Raw genomic sequence first — 20,806 nt, 5'->3', positions numbered from 1 at the left:
GGGCCTCCCCCAACTTTGCTTAGAAGAACGGGTGTTGCTACACGTATCCGCGGTCGATCAGTTCGTACAAATCATCGTCACTGCGACTTTCCAGGCTTGTTCCGTCCGCCGGCGGCGGGGCGTCGGGCGCCTTCACCGCCGGCGGCGGGGTGCCGGGTGCCTTCACCGCGGGGGGCGGGGCGTCGGGCGCCTTCGGCTCCAGCAGGGAGAAGATGTGCCGGCCCAGCTCGTGCGGCGTGGGGTAGGTGAACGCGACGGTGGCCGCGAGCCGCACCCCGGCCGCCTTGGTGAGCCGGTTGCGCAGCCGCACCGCCATCGAGGAGTCGAACCCCAGGTCCTTGAAGGTCTCGTGCGACCTCGCCGCCAGGCCGGCGCCCGCCGGCTCGGCGTCATCGGTGCCCAGCAGCGCGGCCGTCTCGGCGCACACCAGGTTGCGGACCGCCAGTTCCGAGTCCAGGTCCGCCGCCGGGATGTCCGCGCCCGGCCCGCCCGCGTCCGCGGGGCCCGCCTCCGCGGCGGTGTCCTCGGGCGCGGTCAGCCAGTACCGCCGGCGCTGGAAGGGGTAGGGCGGCAGGGCGACCCGGCGCGGCCGGTGCGCGGCGAACACCGCCTCCCAGTCCACCGCCACGCCGCGCACGTGCAGTTCGGCCAGCGAGGCCAGGATCTTGCCCGCGCTCCCGTCGTGCCTGCTCAGGGTGCCCACCACCATCGGCGGGCTCGCCAGCACGTCGGCGGCCTCCTCCATCGCCACCTGGAGCACCGGATGCGGGCTGATCTCCACGAACACGCCGCCGCGCTCGCGCATCAGGTTTTCGACGACCTCGCCGAAACGCACCGTCGAGCGCAGGTTGTCGTACCAGTACGAGGCGTCGAGCCCGCGGGTGTCGAGCCGGCCCGCGGTGACCGTGGAGTGGAACTCCACCGCGGTCTCGCGCGGCGTGATGTCCGCGGCGGCCTCCAGCACCCGCTCACGGATGCGTTCGACCTGGTGGGAGTGGGAAGCGTACTCGATCTTGACCCGGCGTACCCGGACGCCCTCACCGGCCGCCAGCGCGGCGAACTCCTCAAGCGCCTGGAGGTCCCCGGAAATCACCACGGAGGCCGGGCCGTTGACCGCGCCCACCGACAGCCGCCCGGGCCAGCGCGCCAGCCGCTCCTGGACCCAGTCCAGCGGCGCGGCCACCGCGTTCAGCCCGCCCAGGCCGGCCAGCTCGGTCAGCGCCTGGCTGCGCAGCGCGACGATCCGCGCCGCGTCCTCAAGGCAGAGCGCACCCGCCGCGCACGCCGCGGCGATCTCCCCCTGGGAGTGCCCCACCACCACGTCGGGGACCACCCCCAGCGAGCGCCACACCCGCGCCAGGGACACCATCATCGCGAACAGCGCCGGCTGGACCACCGCGTCCCCGCGCTCCAGCGACGGCGCCGATTCCGCGCCGGTCACCAGGTCCACCAGCGACCAGTCCTGCCACGGCTCCAGCGCACGCGCGCACTCGTCGATCGCGGCCGCGAAGACCTCCGACTCCGCGTACAGCTGCCTGCCCATGCCCAGCCACTGCGATCCCTGGCCGGGGAAGACGAAGACGACCGGCCCCGCCGGTCCGGTGACCGCGCCGCGCACCGCCCGGTCCCCGTCGCCGCCCGCCGCCACCAGGTCCAGGCCGGCCAGGGCTTCCTCGCGGCCGGCGCCCAGCACCACCGCCCGGTGCGCGAACGACTCCCGCGTGGACACCAGCGAATGCCCCACGTCGGCGGCCGCCGGCGACGCCTCGGCGGCCACCAGGTCCCGCAGCCGCGCCGCCTGCTCCCGCAGGGCGGGCTCCGTGCGCGCCGACAGCACCCACGGCACCACCGCGGACCCGCCCGCGGCGGCAGGCCCCGCGTCCGCGTCCGTGTCCGCGGGCTGCGGGCGCTGCCCGGGGGCCTGTTCGAGGATCACGTGCGCGTTGGTGCCGCCCATCCCGATGGACGTCACCCCGGCCCGCCGCGGCCGATCCGGCGCGCCCGGCCAGGGCCGCGCCGCGCCCAGCACCTCGAAGTCCTCGTGGAAGCCGGTGATGGCGGGGTTGGGGGAGCTGAAGTTCAGATTCGGCACCAGCTGGCCGCGCTGCACGCACAGCGCGGCCTTCACGAAGCCGACGATCCCCGCGGCCGGCTCCAGGTGCCCGACGTTGGCCTTCACCGAGCCGAGCACCAGCGGGCGGCTGCGGCCGGTGGCTTGGAACACCTCGCGCAGGCCGGCCGCCTCGGCCGGGTCGCCGAGCCGGGTGCCGGTGCCGTGCGCCTCGACGTAGTCGACCTCGTCGAACGCCACACCCGCGCGCTCCAGCGCCGACAGCACCGCCGCCGCCTGCCCGGCGGGGCTGGGATCGGGCATCCGCGAGGACGCGCCGCCGCTGCCCACCCCCCAGCCGCGCACCACCGCGTAGATGTGATCACCGTCGGCGACGGCCAGGTCGAGCCGCTTGAGCAGGACGAACGCGCCGCCCTCGCCCCGGATGAAGCCGTTGGCCCGGGCGTCGAAGGGGAAGCAGCGCCCGTCGGGCGACAGGGCGCCCAGGTTCGCCAGGCCGAGTCCCGCCTCCGGATCGGCGATCAGGTGCACGCCGCCGGCGAGCGCCATGTCGACCGCGCCGGCGCGGATCCGCTCGCACGTCAGCGCCAGTGACACCAGCGAGGAGGACTGGCCGGAGTCCGCGCAAAAGCTCATGCCGCGCACGTCGAACAGGTTCGAGATCCGGTTCGCGATCAGCGCGCCGCTGGAGCCGAGCGCGGCGTAGTGGTCGTCCTGGTCGCTGCCGGAGAGCCGGCGCAGCAGCTCGTAGCCGGAGGGCGCGGCGCCGACCACCACATCGACGTCGCGGCCCGCGAGCGCGGACGCCGGCAGGCGGGCGTCCTCCACGGCCTGCCAGGCGAGCTCAAGGCCCAGGCGCTGCACGGGATCCATGGCGGCCGCCTCGCCCGGCTGGATACCGAAGAACTCCGCGTCGAAGCCGTCGATGGCCTCGAAGAACGAACCCGCGTTCACGGTGGCGGCGTCCGGGTGGAAGGGATGCCTCGGCTCGACGTCCCGCTCGCGGGGAAACGTCGCGACGGTCGACTCCCCCTCCAGCAGCAGGCGCCAGAACTCCCCCAGGTCGTGCACACCGGGAAAGCGGCACGACATCCCGATGACGGCAATATCGGCGGCTGCGCCACTCATACGAATTCCTTCCGGTTCCCACGGGATAGAGCACTTACGGGCTGCACTGCGCTCACCGCCAGGAGGCCAGCAGCTTCTGCAGCTCGTCCGGCGCCTGCATGAAGTCGTAGTGGCCGCCCTCGACCACCCGGATGTCGACCGAATCCGAGTACTGGCGCCAGCCCTCGAGCTGCTCCAGGCTCACCTCGGGGTCCTCACGCCAGTGCACTACGACCAGGGGGCAGGCCACCTTGACCGGCTCCGTGCGCCCATAGGCGCGCGCGGCGGCGAGATCGCGGAGCAGCACGGACATGCCCATGTCGATCATGTCCGGGCGGGGCTCGATCCCCCGGCCGCGCAGGAACGACTCCAGCTCGGCGCGCATCTCGGGCTCGGTCATGGTGAGCATCCGGTCGCGCGCGGCGTCGTGCGGTGCCGGCTGGCCCGACACGAAGAAGCACTCCGGCTGGGGCAGGCCCTGTTCGGCCAGGCGGACCACGGTCTCGAAGGCGGGCAGCGCGCCCGCGCAGTGGCCGAAGAACGCGAACGGCCGGTCCAGCAGCGGCGCCAGCGCCTGGGCCAGGGAGTCGGCGAGGTCCTCGTAGGTGCCGTAGTGCGGGTGGGCCAGGCGGTTCTCGCGGCCGGGGAACTGCACCGGGCAGACCTCGCCGCCGCCGATCGCGGCCGGCCAGGCGCTGAACGCCGACGCCCCGGACCCGGAGAAGGGAAAGCCGAAGATCCGGGCGGGGTGGTCGGCCGACGGCGGCCGGACGAACCACGGGGAGGCGGGTGCGGTGGAGCCGGAGGTCATGGCGTCTTTCGTTTCTGGGCGACGATGGGCAGGTGGGTCATCCCGGCGATGAAGTACGACCGCAGGTGCTGCGGTTCACCGTCGAGCTCGATCGACCCGAACCGCTGGAGCAGTTCCTCGAAGAAGATGCGCAGGGTCATCCGGGCCAGCGGCCCGCCGATGCAGAAGTGCGGCCCGAACCCGAACGCGACGTGGCGCTTGGCGCCGGCGCGCGTGATGTCGAACTCGTGCGGATCGGGGAACTGCGAGGCGTCCCGGTTGGCCGATCCGATCCACGCGACGACCGCCCCGCGGGCCGGGATCGTGCCCCCGCCGATCTGGACGTCGTCCACCGCGTAGCGCATGAAGTTGCAAGCGGCCGAGGTCCAGCGCAGCCCCTCCTCGACCAGGTTCGGCACCAGCGAGGGGTCGGCCTGGGCCTTCTCGAACTGCTCGGGCCGCTCGATGAGGGCCTGCACCGTGCCCGAGACGGTGTGCGGCGTCGTCACGTTGGCGCCGAGCAGAATGCTGTAGCCGTCGAGGGCGATCTCCTCGTCGGACAGCGGCGCGCCGCCCGGGCGCACGCTCATCAGGTGGTGCAGCAGGCTGTCGTCCTCGGCGCCGCTGGCCCGCCGCGTCCTGACCCACTCCTTGACGTAGGTGACGAGCTCGTGGTGGGCGATGGCCAGGGTCGCGGCCTCGCTGCCCGTCTTGAAGTGCGGGTCCGAGGGGGCCGTCACCATCGCGGTCAGCTGGACGAGTTCTTCCCAGTCCTTCTCCGGGATCCCCAGCAGCGGGCCCGTGACCATCGCCGGCAACAGCAGCGCCTTCTCGGCCAGGTCGAAGGTCTCCCCCTCCAGCGCCGGCTCCAGGAAGCGCTGGATCGTCCGCCGGATCGAGTCCTCCCAGGACTTCACCGCCCGCGCAGTCAGCTTGGTGCCGATCGGCCGGCGGACCTCGGTGTGCCGCGGCGGGTCGGTGGAGGTGAGCAGCACGCCCGCCGCGGGGTCGTCGATCCCGACGTGGGTGGGGGTCGTGCCGCGCTCGGAGGTGAACTCCCGGTGGTCGCCGAGTACCCGGCACACGTCCTCGTAGCGGGTCACCGACCAGAACTCCCGGCCGTCGGGCAGGACTTGGTGGTGCAGGGGCGCCTTGTCCCGCATCACGTCCCAGACCGGGTGGGGATCGCCGTAGGAGTACAGGTCCAGGTCGAACAGGTCGAGGCACTCGAGGTCGACGTCACGCGCGGGACCCGGCGTCAGCCTCACGGCTGTGCCCTCCCCTGCTCGATCAGCTCGGCGACCCGGAGGGGGGTCTGCGCCAGGTAGAAGTCGCGTACGGACAGCGCGACGCCGTAGTCCTGGGACACCCGGTCGATGATCTTGATGCCGATCAGTGAATTGCCGCCGAGCTCGAAGAAGTCGTCGTCCGCCCCGACCTCGCGGCCGTTGAGGTACTCCCCCCACAGCGCGGAGATCTCCCGCACGAGTGACTCCGGCGCACCCGCGGGCGCGGCCTGTGACTCTGACTCCATAGCCAGCCTTTCCTTTCTCCGCCGAACGGGAATTCCCGCCCACGCCATTTCCGGCCCGCCTTTGGGCCGTCACCGCAGCACGGCCGCCGGGGCATTGTGCGCTGTCCCGCCGTGATTCTCTTCCGCTCTCGCCGTGCCGGCGGCGTCCGGTGCTCACCGGCCGGGCAGGGGGAAGAGCGCGGCCGGCTCGTGCCGCGGTGTCATCGGTCCCGAGGTGGAAAGCAGCCGTGTCCCGGCCACAACCGGGGCGGGAAGCCGACCACTCCAGGCACGGGAGGGACACCTGCGTGGTCGTCGACGGCAGCATATTGCGTTGTCGGCCGAAGGCGGGGTGCCGCCTTTCGGCAGCGCGCCCAAGGGGCCATCGCGACGCCAACGTAAGTGGCCGGGAAACCCAATGCAAGAGATGGCAGGGCGGGCCTCCCGCCGGGCACCGGATGTCCCGCCGACAGGACAGTAATGCCGATACCCGCACTCGGTTCGGCGCCGCCCCCGCCGGTGCCGCTGGTGCCGCCGGTGCCGCGCGTGACGCGGTGGTGCGGTGGTGCGGGACGGCACGCGGGGCGCGGTGTTGCGGTGTGCGGCCGGGGAGCGCCGGGCAGGTGATTGCCCGGCGCATTGCTGTAATCCCCTTGCGCGGCGGGGCACTTGACAATGCCGTCGGCGACAGGCACTTGACAATGCCCCTGCGCCGCGGGCAGCCGACGCCGTCCGCCGGAATATCCGGTGCGGGCGGGGAATTCTTGCGCGGGCGCGTACAGGAAAGCAGAAGCCCGCCCAGGTACGCACCTGTTCACCGATGGGGTTTTCCGGGAATTCGGATTCGTGAGAGCGGCGATCGGCCTTTCGCCGCCCTTCGCCGTTTTCAGGGCTGCCCATGGTGCCGGAATCGCCGGGGGGGGGCGGCCGGGTCTCCGCGTGGGCAAGTGCCCCGGCCTTCCCGCTATTTGCTGCGCATTTTTGCTGGCGAAAACGGTGCGGGGAGGGCCGGATTCGGGGACGATTCGGCGAAAGCCCGCAGAGCGCCCACGGAGCTGGACGCGCGAAGCCGCCTCGGCGGGGCTCAGTTCGCCGGGGCGGCTTCGGAAGGGGCGCGGGCCGGCCGGTCTCAGCCGGCCGGGGTCACGCTCGCTTCTTGAACGTGGAGATGGCCCATACGTAGCCGACGACGGCGAGCCCCAGGCACCAGGCGACGGCCGCGAGCGCGTCGCCGCCGGAGGGGTTGCCCGCCAGCAGCCCGCGCAGCGTCTCGATGATCGGGGTGAAGGGCTGGTACTCGGCGAACTGCCGCACGCCCGCGCCCATGGTCTCGGCGGGGACGAACGCGCTGCTCAAAAACGGCAGCATGATCAGCGGCACGGTGGCCAGGCCCGCGGACTCCGCGGACTTCGCGGCCAGTCCCAGGGCGACGGTCAGCCAGCTGGCCCCGAAGGTGACCAGCAGGATCAGGCCCAGCACGCCGAGCCAGTCCAGGGCGCTCGCGGCCGGGTCGAAGCCCATCGCGAAGGCGACCGCGATGATGGCCGTGTTGGCCACCAGGCAGCGCACCGTGGTGACCACGACCTGTCCGGTCAGCACCGCGCCGCGGGAGACGTCCATGGCCTTGAAGCGGTTGATGATGCCCTTGGCCATGTCGTCGTTCACGGCGGCCGCGGTGGAGCCCAGCCCGTAGCTGACGGCCATCACGAGCATGCCCGGCGTGGCGTAGTCGACGTAGTCGTCGCCGACGCTGAAGGCGCCGCCGAACACCTTGACGAACATCAGCATGATCACGATCGGGAACAGCACCGCGTTGAACAGCACGAGCGGGTTGCGCATGGTGTGCTTGAGGTTGCGGCGCAGCATGATCGTCGAGTCGGTCAGCGCGGTGGAGACACTGCTCACTGTGCGATCGCCTCCGCGCTGGTGCGCCCGGTCAGGGCGAGGAAGACGTCGTCGAGGTCGGGTGTGTGCACGGAGAACTCCTGGGCGTTGATCGTGTGCTCGTCGAGCCGGTCCAGCAGGGCCCGCAGCGACTTCGACTCGCCGTCGCTGGGCACCCGCAGGGTCAGCTCCTGGTCGTCCCTGGTGGCCCCGGCCAGGATCCGTGCCGCCGCGTCGAGTTCGTCGAGGTCGGTGAAGCGGAGCCGGACGTGGGTGCCGGGGACCTGGCGCTTGAGTTCCTCGGCGGTGCCCTGGGCGACCAGGCGGCCCTGGTCGAGCACGACGATCCGGTCGGCGAGCTGGTCGGCCTCCTCCAGGTACTGGGTGGTGAGGAAGATGGTGGTGCCCTCGGCCACCAGTTCGCGGACGATCCCCCACATCGTGCGCCTGCTGCGCGGGTCCAGGCCCGTCGTCGGCTCGTCCAGGAAGATGATCTGCGGGCTGCCGACCAGGGTCATCGCCAGGTCCAGCTTGCGGCGCATGCCGCCGGAGTAGGTCGAGGCCAGCTTGTCGGCGGCCTCGACCAGGTCGAAGCGCTCCAGCAGCCGCGTGACCACCCGGCCGCCGGAGGGCGCGCGTTTGAGGTCCGCCATCAGCTGCAGGTTCTCCCGGCCCGACAGCAGCTCGTCGACCGCGGCGAACTGGCCGGTCACGCCGATGGCCGCGCGTACCTGCTTGGTCGCGGTGGCCACGTCGTGCCCGGCGACGCGCACCGTGCCGGCGTCGGCCTTCAGCAACGTCGCCAGGACGTTGACCGTCGTCGTCTTGCCCGCCCCGTTCGGGCCGAGCATGGAGAACACCGATCCCGCGGCGACCTCGAAGTCGATGCCGTCGAGCACGACCTTGTCGCCAAATGCCTTGCGCAGCCCTGAAACCGCTATTGCCGAACTGTTCATGACTCCACTTTCCTCACCGTGCCCGTCACCCGCCTGTCCCGCCCCTGACACGACCGCTGACACCGCGTCCCGTACGTCTGCCCCGGTCGGGCAGTACGTGCGCGGGTGACCGCCGTCGGCCGTGCTAGCGGGGCCGGGCGGACTCGGCCTCGATCACGTCCAGCACCTCACGGCCGAGATCGACCAGGTACATGTGGCCGCCGGGGAACTCCGCGTAGTTGAATTCGCCCGTGGTCGCGTCCCGCCACTGCTGGGCCTCTTCCGCGGTGACCAGGCCGTCGGTGCTGCCGCGCAGCGAGCAGATCGGCACCGAGAGCACCTCGTCGGTGCTCGGGACGTAGTTCTCGTGCATCTCGCAGTCGGCCTGCAGCATGGGGAGAATCAGTTCACGCATCTCCGGGTGGTCCAGGGCCTCGTGCCGGAAGCCCGCGAACTCCTCGACCCGGGCGAGGAACTCCTCGTCCGCCAGGCCCGTCGCCCGCCTCTCGCGCTGGGTCCAGGGCCCGGGCGAACCGCTGACGACCAGCCGCTCGACGTGCACGCCGCGGGTGCTCAGCAGGTGCGCCAGCTCGTAGGCGAGCACCGCGCCCAGGCTGTGCCCGAACAGCACGGTCCGCGGCGCCGGGCCGAGGTCGGCGACGATGTCGTCGATCGAGTTCTTGGCCGCCTCGACGACGTTGCGGTACGGCGCCTCCATGATCCGCCGCTCCCTGCCGGGCAGTTCGACGGGGACCACGCGCCAGCGCTCCCCGGCCAGTTCCCGCCACGGGTGGAAGAACGAAGGTCCCGCTCCCGCGAACGGCACGCACAGCAGCGCGGGTGTGTCCCGGTCCTTCTCGGACGTGGGTGCGCTCACCACGACCAGCCCCAATCTTTCATTCGATGCTCTCGATGCTCCGGTGAACCTGCTTTGGCGGTGCGCCGGGCGGTCATTGGGCCGCCAGCTTGCGGTTGATGACCTCCATGACCTCCGCCACCGGCGCGGGCATGTTCATGTCGTGGTGCATGGCGTACACGTCGTGCACCTCGATGTCGCCCAGGACGTGCGGGCGCCACAGGTGCGCGTACAGCTCGTCCTTGTTGGTGGCGCTGAAGAACAGCACGTCGCCGCGGTAGACCGGCGACTGGAAGTCCATGATGTGGTTGGTGTTGTTGGCCAGGACCTTCGACATCCGGTCCAGGAAGTCCTGCTGGTTGTCGGTGCCGATGTACTGGCCGAAGAACTCCTCGAGCTCCGACCGGTAGTCCGCCAGGGTCTTGCCGGCGTGGAACTCGGTGAAGCCGTGCCCGCCCGGCATGGAGTCCAGGATGGCCGTGAGGGCGACCTGGTGCCCGCGCCGGTCGAGCGACTCCGCGACGGCCTGCACGAGGGTGCCGCCGTAGGACCAGCCGACGAGGTGGAAGGGCCCCTCCGGCTGGATCTTCAGCATCTCGGTGATGTAGTCCTCGACCATCTCCTCCACGGACCCCGCCAGCTTGTCCGCGCCGTCGGAGCCGCGGGACTGCAGGGCGTAGGCCGGCCGGTCCTGCACGTGCGTCACGAAGCTGAAGTACGCCCAGCCCAGCCCGCCTCCGCCGTGGAAGAACCACAGCGGCTCCTTGCCCGTGCCGGGGTCGGTGTTCAGCGGCAGCACGACCGCGAACGGGTCGTGGCTGTCCACGGGAATGCCGCCGATGAGCGCCAGCGAGGCCAGCTCGGCCACCGTGGGGTACTTGATGATCGTCCTGAGGGGCATGTCGACGTTGAACTCGTTGCGGATGCGCAGGCTGAGCCGGGTGGCCATGAGCGAGTGCCCGCCCAGCGCGAAGAAGTCGTCGTGGATACCGACCTTCTCCTTGCCCAGCAGCTCGCTGAACATGGCGCACAGCTTCTCTTCGTGGGGATCGCGCGGCCCTTCGCTGACCGTGGTGTCGGTGTGCTCCGCGGGCAGCGCCCGCTGGTCGAGCTTCCCGTTCGGCGTCAGCGGGATCTGCGCCAGCGGGATCAGCGCGGAGGGCACCATGTACTCCGGCAGGCGCCCGCGCAGGTACTCGGCGAGCTCGGCGAGCAGCGGCCCGGTCGAGCCGTCGCCGTCGGCCGCCGCGGCGTCGGTCTCGGGCACCACGTAGCCCACGATGCGCTTGTCGTCGGGCTGGTCCTCGCGCACCACGACCACGGCCTGCGCCACAGCGGGGTGGCCGGCCAGCACGTGCTCGATCTCCCCCAGCTCGATCCGGAAGCCCCGGATCTTGACCTGGAAGTCGGTGCGCGCGACGTATTCCAGCTGGCCGCTCTTGTTCCACCGCACCACGTCTCCGGTGCGGTACATCCGCGCGCCGGCCGGGCCGAAGGGGCAGGCCACGAACCGCTCCGCGGTCATGTCGGGCCGGCCCTGGTAGCCGCGGGCCATGCCGTCCCCGGCGATGTACACCTCGCCCTGCACGCCGGGCGCGACCGGGCACAGCCGCGAGTCGAGGACGTACACCTGGGTGTTGCCGATCGGCGTGCCGATCGCCACCGCGGCTCCCGCCTTCACCGGCGCCATGGTCGACCACGTCGTGGTCTCGGTGGGGCCGTACCAGTTGCCGACCTCGGCGGCCTGGTCGGCCAGCGCCTCGGCCAGACGCTGCGGCACGGCCTCCGCGCCGGTGATGATCCGCAGGCCCTTGGCGGCCTCCGGCTCACGCGTCAGCACCATCTGCCAGAACGCGGGCGTGGCCTGCACCACGGTGACGTCGTGGCGGCGTATCAGCTCCACCACGGCCTTGGGGTCGGTGACGGTGCCCTTGCGGGCCATCACCATGGTCGCGCCGCAGACGAACGGGAGCCACAGCTCGGTGTTGGCCATGTCGAAGGACACCGTCGTGCTGAACAGCATCCGCTCCCCCGGGGCCAGCGGGAAGCGCCGCTGCACCGAGGCGATGAAGTTCGCCACCGCGCCGCGCGGGATCGCCACGCCCTTGGGGGCGCCCGTCGAACCCGACGTGTAGATGACGTACTGGGTGTTCTCCGGGCGGACGGCCACCTGGGGGGCCGATTGCGGGTACGGCGTGCAGTCCGCGCCGGCCAGCGCCTCGGCGTCCAGGACCAGCACCGGGTCCGCCTGCTTGAGGACGTAGTCGATGCGGGACTGCGGGTGGTCGGGGTCGACGGGGACGTAGGCGCCGCCGGCCTTGAGTACCGCAAGGAGCGTCACCATCAGGTTCACGGTGCGGGGCAGGCACACCGCCACCAGCGACTCGGGGCGCACGCCGCGGTCGATCAGCCAGTGCGCGAGGCGGTTCGAGCGCGCCTCCAGCTCCTGGTAGGTGAGCGTCTCCTCCACGCCGATGAGGGCGATCGCCTCCGGGGTCGCCTCCGCCTGGCGGCGCACCGCCTCCACCAGGCCGGCCTCCAGGGTCGGCTCGGCGGTGTCGTTCACCTTTGCAAGGAGCCGCTCGCGCTCCCCCGCGCGCAGCACGTCGACGTCCCCGACACTCCGGTCGGGGTCGGCGACGACCTGCTCCAGGACGCTCTCGAACCGTTCGGCGATGGCCTCGACCGTGTCCCGGTCGAACAGGTCGGTGGCGTACTGGATGTCTCCGTGCACCGTCCCCGACTCGTCCAGGCCCATGCTGAAGTACATGTCGACCATGGTCTTGGCGTTCAGGGCCTGGCGGAACTCGACCTTGAGCCCGGACAGTTCCAGGGTCGGCCGCTCGTAGTTCTGCCAGCCGGACATCACCTGGAACAGCGGCTTGTGCGCGATGGAGCGGTCGGGGTTGATCGACTCGACGAGGAGGTCGAAGGGCAGGTCCTGGTTCTCGTAGGCCGCAAGCGACTTCTCCCGCACCCGCGCGAGCAGCTCGGTGAACGACGGGGCGCCGGAGAGGTCCACCCGCAGCACCAGGTTGTTGACGAAGCAGCCGATCAGGTCGGCCATCGCCTCGTCGGTCCGCCCGGCGATCGGGGTGGCGATCGGTATGTCGTCGCCGCTGCCGAGCTTGCTCAAGAGCACCGCGAGCGCGGCCTGCAGGATCATCGACATGGACGTGCCGCGCTCGGCGGACAGCTTCTCCAGGCCGGCCGCCACCTGCGGCTTCACGGTGAAGGCGACCGCGTCGCCCTCCGTGTTCACCTCGTCGGTGCGCGGACGGTCCAGCGGCAGGGTCAGCGGCTGCGGAATCCCGGCCAGCTCCTTGCGCCAGTACTCCAGCTGCGCCGCGGCCAGGCTGCCGGGGTCGTCCACGTCGCCGAGCACCTCACGCTGCCACAGCGTGAAGTCCTTGTACTGCACCGGCAGCGGCTCCCACACCGGCGCCCGGCCCTCGCAGCGGGCGGTGTAGGCGGTGGCCAGGTCGCGTGCCAGCGGCGCGCCCGAGCTGCCGTCCGTGGCGATGTGGTGGATGACCATCACCAGGACGTGTTCCTGCGGCGAGCAGCGCAACAGGCTGGCCCGGAAGGGGATTTCGGCCGCCAGGTCGAAGCCGTGCGCGACGGCCTCGTCGACCGCGCCGTCCACGTCCTGCGGCGCCACCTCGGCCACCGGCATCCGCGCCTGCTCGAACGCCTCCGCCACCGGCAGGATCCGCTGGTGGGGCTCCCCGTCCTCGTCCGCCACGTACGTGGTGCGCAAAATCTCGTGCCGCTCGACCACATCGCGGATCGCCGCGGCGAGAGCGTCCTGGTCCAGTGACCCGCTCAGCCGGAACGCCGCCGACATGTTCCAGGTCTCTCCACCCTCCAGCTGGTGCAGAAACCAGTAACGGCGTTGTGCGAAGGACAGCGGAATCATTGCTTTACTCCTCTACGATCATCTTGCGCAAACGGGGGCGACGGGGAGCGGCCGGTTCTTCCGACCACGGTGCGAGCGCGGCCACCGTCGGCAGGTCGAAGATCTTGCGGATGGGTATCTCGATGCCCATCTCGGCGCGGACGCGGCTGATCAGCCGGGTGGCAAGCAGGGAGTGCCCGCCGAGCTCGAAGAAGCTGTCGTCGATACCGACCCGCTGCACCCCAAGGACCTCGGCGAACAGCGCGGCCAGGGCCTCCTCGCGGGCGGTGCGGGGCGCGCGGTAGGGGGCGCCGGTGAACTCCGGCTCGGGCAGCGCGCCCCGGTCCAGCTTGCCGTTGGGCATCAGCGGCAGCCGCTGAAGGAGCACGAACGCGGACGGCACCATGAACTCGGGCAGCCGCTCGGCGGCATACCGGCGGATCTCCTCGGGGGAGATCTCGCCCGCCGCCACCAGGTAGGCGATGAGCTGCTTGCTGTTGCCCGCCTGTTGGCGGGCGACGACGACGGCCTGGGCGATGTCGGGGTGGGCGGTCAGCGCGGCCTCGACCTCGCCGGGCTCGACGCGGAAACCGCGCACCTTGACCTGCGCGTCGCCGCGTCCCACGTACTCCAGTTGGCCATCGGCGTTCCAGCGGGCCAGGTCACCGGTGCGGTACATGCGCGCGCCGGACGGGCCGAAGGGGTCGGCGACGAAGCGTTCGGCGGTCAGGTCGGGCCGCTGCTGGTAGCCGCGGCCCACGTGCCCGCCGACGTAGAGCTCACCGACCGCGCCCGGTGGCACCGGTGTCAGGCCCGGGCCCAGGACGTAGGCGCGCATGTTGCCCAGCGGGGTGCCGACGGGGGCGCTGCCCGCCTGGCCGCGCCTCTGGCCGGCGACGGTGTGGGCGGTGGCGTAGAACGACTCGCTCTGCCCATAGGCGTTGACGACCCGTACCCCCGGGAAGGCGTCCTGGACCTGGTCGATGAGCGCGGCGGGCAGCGCCTCGCCGGCGAAGACGAGCGTCTCCACGCTGGTGCGCTTGGCGATGTCGGTGACGAGTTCGGCGAAGGCCGAGGGCACGGTGGAGATGACGGCGCCGCTCCAGCTCTCCCGCTCGCCCAGGACCAGGACGTCACGGACCAGTTCGACCAGGCCGCCGGTGGCCAGGGTGGTGAAGATCTCGAACACCGAGACGTCGAAGTTGACCGAGGTGCCCGCAAGCAGCCGCTTGCCCGGCTCCATGCCCACCTGGGCGGCGAGCCGCAGCACGCCGTTGACCACGCATCCGTGGGTGATGGCCACGCCCTTGGGCTTGCCCGTGGAGCCGGAGGTGTACATCACGTACGCCAACTGCTGGGCGTGCACGGGCAGTTCGAGGCCGCTGTCGTCGGCGGGCAGGTCGAGGGTGTCCAGCAGGACATCGGGGGCGTCGTGGGCGGGCAGCACCGCGAGGGTCGCGGAGTCGGTGAGGACCAGGTGCGGCCGTGCCTCGCTGAAGATGGCCGCCAGGCGGTGGCTGGGGTACTTGGGGTCGAGTGGCAGGTAGGCGCCGCCCGCCTTCAGGATCGCGAGCAGGGCGACGACCAGGTCCGCCGAGCGCGGCAGCGACAGCGCGACCACCGACTCCGGGCCCACTCCGCGTCCGGCCAGTTCGCGCGCCAGGCGGTTGGCCCGGGCGTCGAGCTCGCGGTACGTGAGCGACTGGCCGTCGGTGACCAGGGCGGCCTCGTCGGGGGTCCGCGCCGCCTGGGCCTCGACGAGCCCGTTGATGGTGACGTCGGGGGTGGCGGCGGCCGTGTCGTTGAACTCGGTGAGCAGCCGGTCGTGTTCGGCCGGCTCCAGGATGTCCAGGCGGGCGGCCTTGAGGTGGGGGGTGGCCGCCAGCTGCCGCAGGACGCGCACCAGGCGGGCCGCGATCGCCTTGACCGTGTCCCGGTCGAAGACGCCCGGCGCGTACTGGAAGGCGAGCTGCAGGTGCGGGTCGGCCGCCGCCATCAGGGCCAGCGGGTAGTTGGTGGCCGTGGAGGGGCGCAGGCCGGTGAAGGCGATCCCGTCCGCGGCGTCGGTGGCGGCGCTGAGGCCCTCCCGGTCGATGGGGTAGGACTCGAAGACGACCAGGGTGTCGAAGAGCGAGGGCAGGCCGACGGCCTGCTGGATCTCGGTGAGCCCGTAGTAGTGGTGCTCCATGAGAGCGGCCTGCCGGCCCTGCAGCCGGGTGAGGACCTCGGCGAGGGTGTCGCCGGGCGCATGCTCGACGCGTACGGGAAGGGTGTTGATGAAGTTGCCGACCATCGAGTCGACGTCGGTGACCGCGGGCGGGCGCCCGGAGACGGTGGCGCCGAACACCACGTCCTGGCGGCCGGTGAGCCGGCCGAGCAGCAGCGCCCAGGCGCCCTGGATCAGGGTGTTGACGGTGACGCCCAGCTCGGCGGCGCACCGGGCCAGTTCGCGGGCCTGATCGACGGGCAGGTCGACGTCGACCTCGCCGACGCCCTCCTCGCCGGCGGCCTCGGCGCCGGGGGCGAGCAGGGTCGCCTCCTCGACGCCGTCGAGTTCGGCCGTCCACACCCGGGCGGATTCCTGCTGGTCCTGCTGGGCGCGCCAGGACAGGAACTCGCCGTAGCTGCGGGTGGCGGGCAATGCGGCCGACTCGCCGTGGGAGGCGTAGAGCAGCAGCAGGTCGCGCATCAGCAGGGGCATGGACCAGCCGTCGAGCAGCACGTGGTGGCAGGTCATCACGAGTTCGGCGCGGCCGGGCTCCAGGACGGCGAGGGCCAGGCGGATCAGCGGCGGGGTGTCGGGGTCGAAGTGGGCGGCCCGGTCCTGGGTGAGGAAGTCCTCGAAGGTCTCGGTGCGCTCGGCCTCGCCGGCCCCGCTCAGGTCGAGGTGCTGCCAGGGCAGGGTCATGGGCTTGGCGGGTATCACCTGCACGACGTCGCCGTCGGCCCGGTTGACGTAGGCCGCGCGCAGGTTGGTGTAGCGGTCGAGCAGGGCCTGCCCGGCCCGGCGCATCCGCTCGGGGTCGACGTCGCCGGCCAGGTGGAACACCATCTGCATGTGGTAGGGGTCGAACGAGGTGTCGGCCAGCATGGTGTGGAACAACATGCCCGACTGGGCCGGGGTCGTCGGCCATATCTCGCTCAGCCTGCCGAAGCGGCTCTCCCAGGTGTCGATCTCTTCCTGGCGCACCGCGACCAGGGGGGCGTCGCTGGGGGTGAGCCCGCCGGCGTCGTCGCTCGCGGCGTGCCGGGCCAGGGCGGTCAGTGCCTGGACCCACAGCCCGGCCAGTTCGCTGACGTCCTCGCGGGAGAGCACCCCGGTGGGGAAGGCGAAGCGGGCGTTCAGCTCGTGGCCTGCGGGGGTGGCGGTGGCCGCCGCGTTGATCTCCAGGGCCGAGAGGACCGGCGTGTCCGCGTGGGGTGCGGCGATCAGGTCGTGTGCGGGGTGCGGGGCCCAGCCCAGGCCGCGCAGGTCTTCGGTCAGGTCCGCGGGTGGGCTCTGGCCGAGGTAGGTGAACCCGATCTGGGGTTCGCGCTGTCCGGCCAGGGTGGCGGCGGTGTCGGGGTTGAGGTGGCGCAGCAGGCCGTAGCCGATGCCGTGGCCGGGCACCGCCCGCAGCTGCTCCTTGACGGCCTTGAGTGCCCGTCCGGCGGCGGGGCCGGCGGCGAAGGCGTCCGCCACGTCGATGCCGGCCACGTCCAGGCGTACCGGGAACGGTGAGGTGAACGAGCCGAGGGTGCTCGACAGGTCGGCGCCGGGCGCCAGGTGCTCGTGGCGGCCGTGGTCTTCCAGGCGCACCAGCGTCGAGGAGGCGGAGACGCCGCGGGTGTGGCGCCAGCGGGCCAGGGCCAGGGCGAGGCCGGCCAGCAGTGCGTCGTCGGCGCCGCCGCGGAACAGGGCGGGCACCGTGGTCAGCAGGGTGTGGGTGAGGTCCGCGGGCAGTTGGACGCGCACCGTGTCGACGGTGGCGGCGACGTCGCGGGTGCGGTCCACCTGACGTTGCCCCAGGACGGGCTCGTCGTCGGCCAGGAGCTGCTGCCAGGCGGGCAGTTCCGCGGCGCGCTCCGGGGTGGCCGCGTCCTCGGCCAGGGCGTGGGCCCAGCGCCGCAGTGAGGTGCCCGTCGGGGCCGGGTGCGGGGTGCGGCCCTGGTGGATCTGCTGCCAGGCGGACACCAGGTCCGCGGCCAGGATCTGCCACGACACGCGGTCGACGGCCAGCTGGTGCAGCACGATCAGCAGGCGGTCGGCGCCGGTGGCGCAGGTGAGGTGCACGAACTGCGCCATGATGCCCGCGTCCGGGTCCAGCCGGTCCGCGGCCGCGTCCAGTTCGGCCTGTACGGCGGTGTCGGTGTCGGCGCAGGCGGCTTCCCGCAGCAGTGCGGTGGCGTCGAGGCTGCCGGCCGGTGCGATGGACAGGCCGGGCCTGGCCCGCTCGAGCCGGGAGCGCAGCGCGTCGTGCCGGTCCAGGACGGCCTGCACGGTGGCGGTCAGTTCGGCAGGGTCGAGGTCGGGGGGCAGGGTCAGCAGGGCGGAGCTGCACCAGCGGCCGATGCCGCCGCCGAGGGCGAGCATGTGCGCGGCCATCGGGGGCAGCGGGGCCCGGCCGACGCCGCCGCCGTCCAGTTCGGCCAGCGTCAGGCGTTGTTCTGCGGCCCGCTCGGCGACCAGTTCCGCGAGCCGGGCGACGGTGCGGTGCTCGAAGATCTCCCGCACGCTGACCGCGGTGCCGCGGGTCTTGGCGCGCGCGACGACCTGGATGGAACGGATGCTGTCGCCGCCGCTGGCGAAGAAGTCGTCGTCGATGCCGACCTTGTCCAGGCCGAGGACTTCGGCGAACAGCGCGCAGAGGGTCTCCTCGCGCTCGTCGCGCGGCGCCCGGCCGGTCGACGCCTGTGCGTAGTCCGGGGCCGGCAGGGCCGGCCGGTTCAGTTTCCCGTTCGGCGTCAGCGGGATCTGCGCCAGCGGCATCAGCGCGGAGGGCACCATGTAGTCCGGGAGGCGCCCGCGCAGGTGGTCGGTCAGCTCGGCGAGCAGTGCGGCAACCGCCTCCGCCGGGGCCCCTGTCGCGGCGTCCGCGGCGGCGGGGGTGTTCTTCTCCGGTACCACGTAGCCGACCAGGCGTTTGTCGTCGGGGTGGTCCTCGCGCACCACGACCACGGCCTGCGCCACAGCGGGGTGGTCGGCCAGCGCGTGCTCGATCTCCCCCAGCTCGATGCGAAAGCCGCGGACCTTGACCTGGAAGTCGCTCCGGCCGACGTATTCCAGGCGGCCGTCCCTGCCCCAGCGCACCAGGTCGCCGGTGCGGTACATGCGCGCGCCGGCCGGGCCGAACGGGCAGGCCACGAACCGCTGGGCACTCAGGTCGGGGCGGTTGAAGTAGCCCCGGGCCAGGCCGTCGCCGGCGATGTACAGCTCGCCCTGCACGCCGCGCGGGACCGGGCGGAGGGCGGCGTCGAGCACGTACACCTGGGTGTTGCCGATCGGTGCGCCGATGGCCACGCTCGCGCCGGGCTCGACCCGGTCCGTGGTCGACCAGATCGTTGTCTCGGTGGGGCCGTAGACGTTGAGTACTTCGCCGGCCTGGTCGGCCAGTTGTCCGGCCAGCCGGGCCGGCAGGGCCTCGCCGCCGACCAGGACCCGCAGGCCCTTGGCGGCGTGCGGCTCGTGTGTCACCAGCATCTGCCAGAACGCCGGTGTGGCCTGCACGGCGGTGACCTCGTGGCGGCGCATGAGGGCCACCACGGCGGCGGGGTCGGTGACGGTGTCCTTGTCCGCGAGGACCACGGCGGCGCCGCAGAGCAGCGGCAGGTACAGCTCGAGTGCCGCGATGTCGAAGGAGACCGTCGTGACGGCCAGCCAGCGGTCCGCGGGCGTCAGCGGGACCCGCCGGCCCATGGTGGCCAGGAAGTTGTCCAGCGCGCCGCGCGGGATGGCCACGCCCTTGGGGTTGCCCGTGGAGCCGGAGGTGTAGATGACGTAGGCGCTGTGGTGCGGGGTGAGGCGCACGTCGGGCGCCGAGGGTGCGTGCGCGGTGAGGTCGGCGCCGGCCAGGGTGGGGGCGTCCAGGACGAGTGCGGGGCGGGAGTCCCCAAGGATGTAGTCGATCCGCGAGCGCGGGTGGTCGGGGTCGATGGGGATGTAGGCCGCGCCCGCCTTCAGTACCGCGAGGAGGGCGACCAGCAGGTCGGCCGACCTGGGCAGTTGGACGGCGACCAGTGACTCGGGCCGCACACCGTGCTCGATCAGCCAGTTGGCCAGCCGGTTGGCGCGGGCGTCCAGTTGCCCGTAGGTGAGGGTGGTTTCCCCGGCGATGACGGCGGGCGCGTCCGGTGTCTGGTGGGCCTGGCGGCGCACCGTCTCCACCAGGCCCGGCTCCAGTGTCGGCTCGGCGGTGTCGTTGGCCGTGCGCAGCAGCCACGTGTGCTCGTCCTGGCCGAGGACGTCGACGTCGGTGACGGCGGTGCCCGGTTCGGCGACGGCCTGGCGCAGGATGCGCACGAAGCGCTCGGCGATGTCGACGGCCGTGGCGTGGTCGAACAGTTCCGTCGCGTACTCCAGGCGCCCGTGCGCGCGGCCGGTGGAGTCCGGGACGATGTTGAAGTACAGGTCGAACTTCGCGGTCTCGGTGCCCAGCGGGACGGGGGTGACCTGCAGTCCCGGCAGCTCGATCTGCGGCCACAGGAACTGCCAGGCCAGCATCACCTGGAACAGCGGCTGGTAGGAGGTGGACCGTTCCAGGTCCAGGAGTTCCACCAGCCGTTCGAAGGGGACGTCCTGGTTGTCGTAGGCGGCCAGGGACTTGTCCCGCACCTGCTCCAGGAGTTCACCGAAGGAGGGGTTGCCCGACAGGTCGGCGCGCAGCACCCAGGTGTTGATGAAGAAGCCGATGAGGTCGGCCAGGGCTTCGTCGGTGCGTCCTTCGATGGGGCTGCCGACGGTGACGTCCTGGCCGCCGCCGAGCTTGTGCAGCAGCACCGCGAGGGCGGCCTGGGCCACCATCGGTGCGGTGGCGCCGCGGTCGGCGGCCAGCTTCCCCAGCGCGGAGAGCAGGTCGGGTTCCAGGGCGAAGTCGACGTGGCCGCCGTGGTGGCTTGCCACGGTGGGCCGCGGCCGGTCCAGCGGCAGCTGCACCGGCTGCGGTACCCCGGCCAGTTCCTGGCGCCAGTACTCCAGTTGCTCGGCGGCGACGCTCTCGGGGTCCTCCTCGTCGCCCAGCAGCTGCTGCTGCCACAGCGTGTAGTCCTTGTACTGCACCGCGAGCGGTTCCCACTGCGGTGTGCCGCCCTGGTGGCGGGCCGTGTACGCCGCCACCAGGTCGCGCAGGAAGGGGGCCATCGACGAGCCGTCCGCGGCGATGTGGTGGAAGACGAACATCAGCACGTGTTCCTGCGGGGCGGTGCGGAAGACGGTCAGCCGCAGCGGCAGGTCGGTGTCCAGGTCGAAGCCCTCGGCGGCGCCTTCGTGCATCGCGGCGTCCACCGCGTCCGCGGCCATGTCGACCACCCGGAACTGCAGGATGGCCTCCTGCGGGGGCAGCACCCGCTGCTCCGGGGTTCCGTCGGCGTCCTCCACGATCAGGGTGCGCAGGCTCTCGTGGCGGGTGATGACATCGCTCACCGCCGCGGACAGCGCCGCGGTGTCCAGCGGCCCCTGAAGGCGCAGCACGAACGGGATGTTGTAGGTCGCGGAGGGGCCTTCCAGACGATGGAGGAACCACAGCCGGCGCTGGGCAAAGGACAACGGGATCATCG

General features: G+C 72.0%; 9 protein-coding genes. All 9 read right to left on the bottom strand.

The annotated features are described in order from the left end of the window. Window positions 1–37: 37 nt before the first annotated feature. The 9 genes from STRAU_RS01695 to STRAU_RS01655 all read right to left on the bottom strand — a co-directional run bounded on the left by STRAU_RS01695 (window position 38) and on the right by STRAU_RS01655 (window position 20,804). Window positions 38–3,199 (bottom strand): type I polyketide synthase, encoded by a 3,162-nt coding sequence (locus STRAU_RS01695; RefSeq protein ID WP_078620910.1) that lies wholly within the window; start codon window positions 3,197–3,199, stop codon window positions 38–40. 52 nt (window positions 3,200–3,251) lie between these two features. Continuing rightward, the gene (locus STRAU_RS01690; protein ID WP_016638477.1) at window positions 3,252–3,989 is read right to left on the bottom strand and encodes a thioesterase II family protein; all 738 of its coding nucleotides are present in this window, start codon (window positions 3,987–3,989) and stop codon (window positions 3,252–3,254) included. Next, window positions 3,986–5,236, bottom strand: a complete 1,251-nt coding sequence (locus tag STRAU_RS01685; protein WP_016638476.1) for a cytochrome P450 — start codon at window positions 5,234–5,236, stop codon at window positions 3,986–3,988. The genes STRAU_RS01690 and STRAU_RS01685 overlap by 4 nt, the downstream gene beginning before the upstream one ends. Further along, the gene (locus STRAU_RS01680) at window positions 5,233–5,502 is read right to left on the bottom strand and encodes a phosphopantetheine-binding protein (RefSeq protein ID WP_052028917.1); all 270 of its coding nucleotides are present in this window, start codon (window positions 5,500–5,502) and stop codon (window positions 5,233–5,235) included. The genes STRAU_RS01685 and STRAU_RS01680 overlap by 4 nt, the downstream gene beginning before the upstream one ends. A gap of 1,122 nt (window positions 5,503–6,624) precedes the next feature. Next, window positions 6,625–7,386, bottom strand: coding sequence for an ABC transporter permease (locus tag STRAU_RS01675; protein ID WP_016638474.1), 762 nt, complete (start codon window positions 7,384–7,386; stop codon window positions 6,625–6,627). Continuing rightward, window positions 7,383–8,321: a daunorubicin resistance protein DrrA family ABC transporter ATP-binding protein gene (locus STRAU_RS01670; protein ID WP_016638473.1), complete on the bottom strand. Its 939-nt coding sequence runs from the start codon at window positions 8,319–8,321 to the stop codon at window positions 7,383–7,385. Before STRAU_RS01670 ends, STRAU_RS01675 begins: the two co-directional genes overlap by 4 nt. A gap of 124 nt (window positions 8,322–8,445) precedes the next feature. Then, window positions 8,446–9,177, bottom strand: a complete 732-nt coding sequence (locus tag STRAU_RS01665) for a thioesterase II family protein (protein ID WP_106967774.1) — start codon at window positions 9,175–9,177, stop codon at window positions 8,446–8,448. Window positions 9,178–9,250: 73 nt separating this feature from the next. Continuing rightward, the gene (locus STRAU_RS01660; protein WP_016638471.1) at window positions 9,251–13,075 is read right to left on the bottom strand and encodes a non-ribosomal peptide synthetase; all 3,825 of its coding nucleotides are present in this window, start codon (window positions 13,073–13,075) and stop codon (window positions 9,251–9,253) included. A 4-nt stretch (window positions 13,076–13,079) separates the two neighbouring features. Then, the gene (locus STRAU_RS01655) at window positions 13,080–20,804 is read right to left on the bottom strand and encodes a non-ribosomal peptide synthetase (RefSeq protein WP_016638470.1); all 7,725 of its coding nucleotides are present in this window, start codon (window positions 20,802–20,804) and stop codon (window positions 13,080–13,082) included. Window positions 20,805–20,806 lie beyond the last annotated feature (2 nt).

This window comes from Streptomyces aurantiacus JA 4570 (genome assembly GCF_000414115.1).
Lineage (GTDB): Bacteria > Actinomycetota > Actinomycetes > Streptomycetales > Streptomycetaceae > Streptomyces > Streptomyces aurantiacus_A.
This window is presented reverse-complemented; position numbering and strand designations above follow the sequence as displayed.

What these genes read in the sequence shown, in the direction of transcription:
- STRAU_RS01655 (WP_016638470.1), bottom strand. Translation starts at nt 20,804, where the DNA reads ATGATCCCGTTGTCCTTTGCCCAGCGCCGGCTGTGGTTCCTCCATCGT.
- STRAU_RS01670 (WP_016638473.1), bottom strand. Translation starts at nt 8,321, where the DNA reads ATGAACAGTTCGGCAATAGCGGTTTCAGGGCTGCGCAAGGCATTTGGC.
- STRAU_RS01695 (WP_078620910.1), bottom strand. Translation starts at nt 3,199, where the DNA reads ATGAGTGGCGCAGCCGCCGATATTGCCGTCATCGGGATGTCGTGCCGC.
- STRAU_RS01680 (WP_052028917.1), bottom strand. Translation starts at nt 5,502, where the DNA reads ATGGAGTCAGAGTCACAGGCCGCGCCCGCGGGTGCGCCGGAGTCACTC.
- STRAU_RS01690 (WP_016638477.1), bottom strand. Translation starts at nt 3,989, where the DNA reads ATGACCTCCGGCTCCACCGCACCCGCCTCCCCGTGGTTCGTCCGGCCG.
- STRAU_RS01660 (WP_016638471.1), bottom strand. Translation starts at nt 13,075, where the DNA reads ATGATTCCGCTGTCCTTCGCACAACGCCGTTACTGGTTTCTGCACCAG.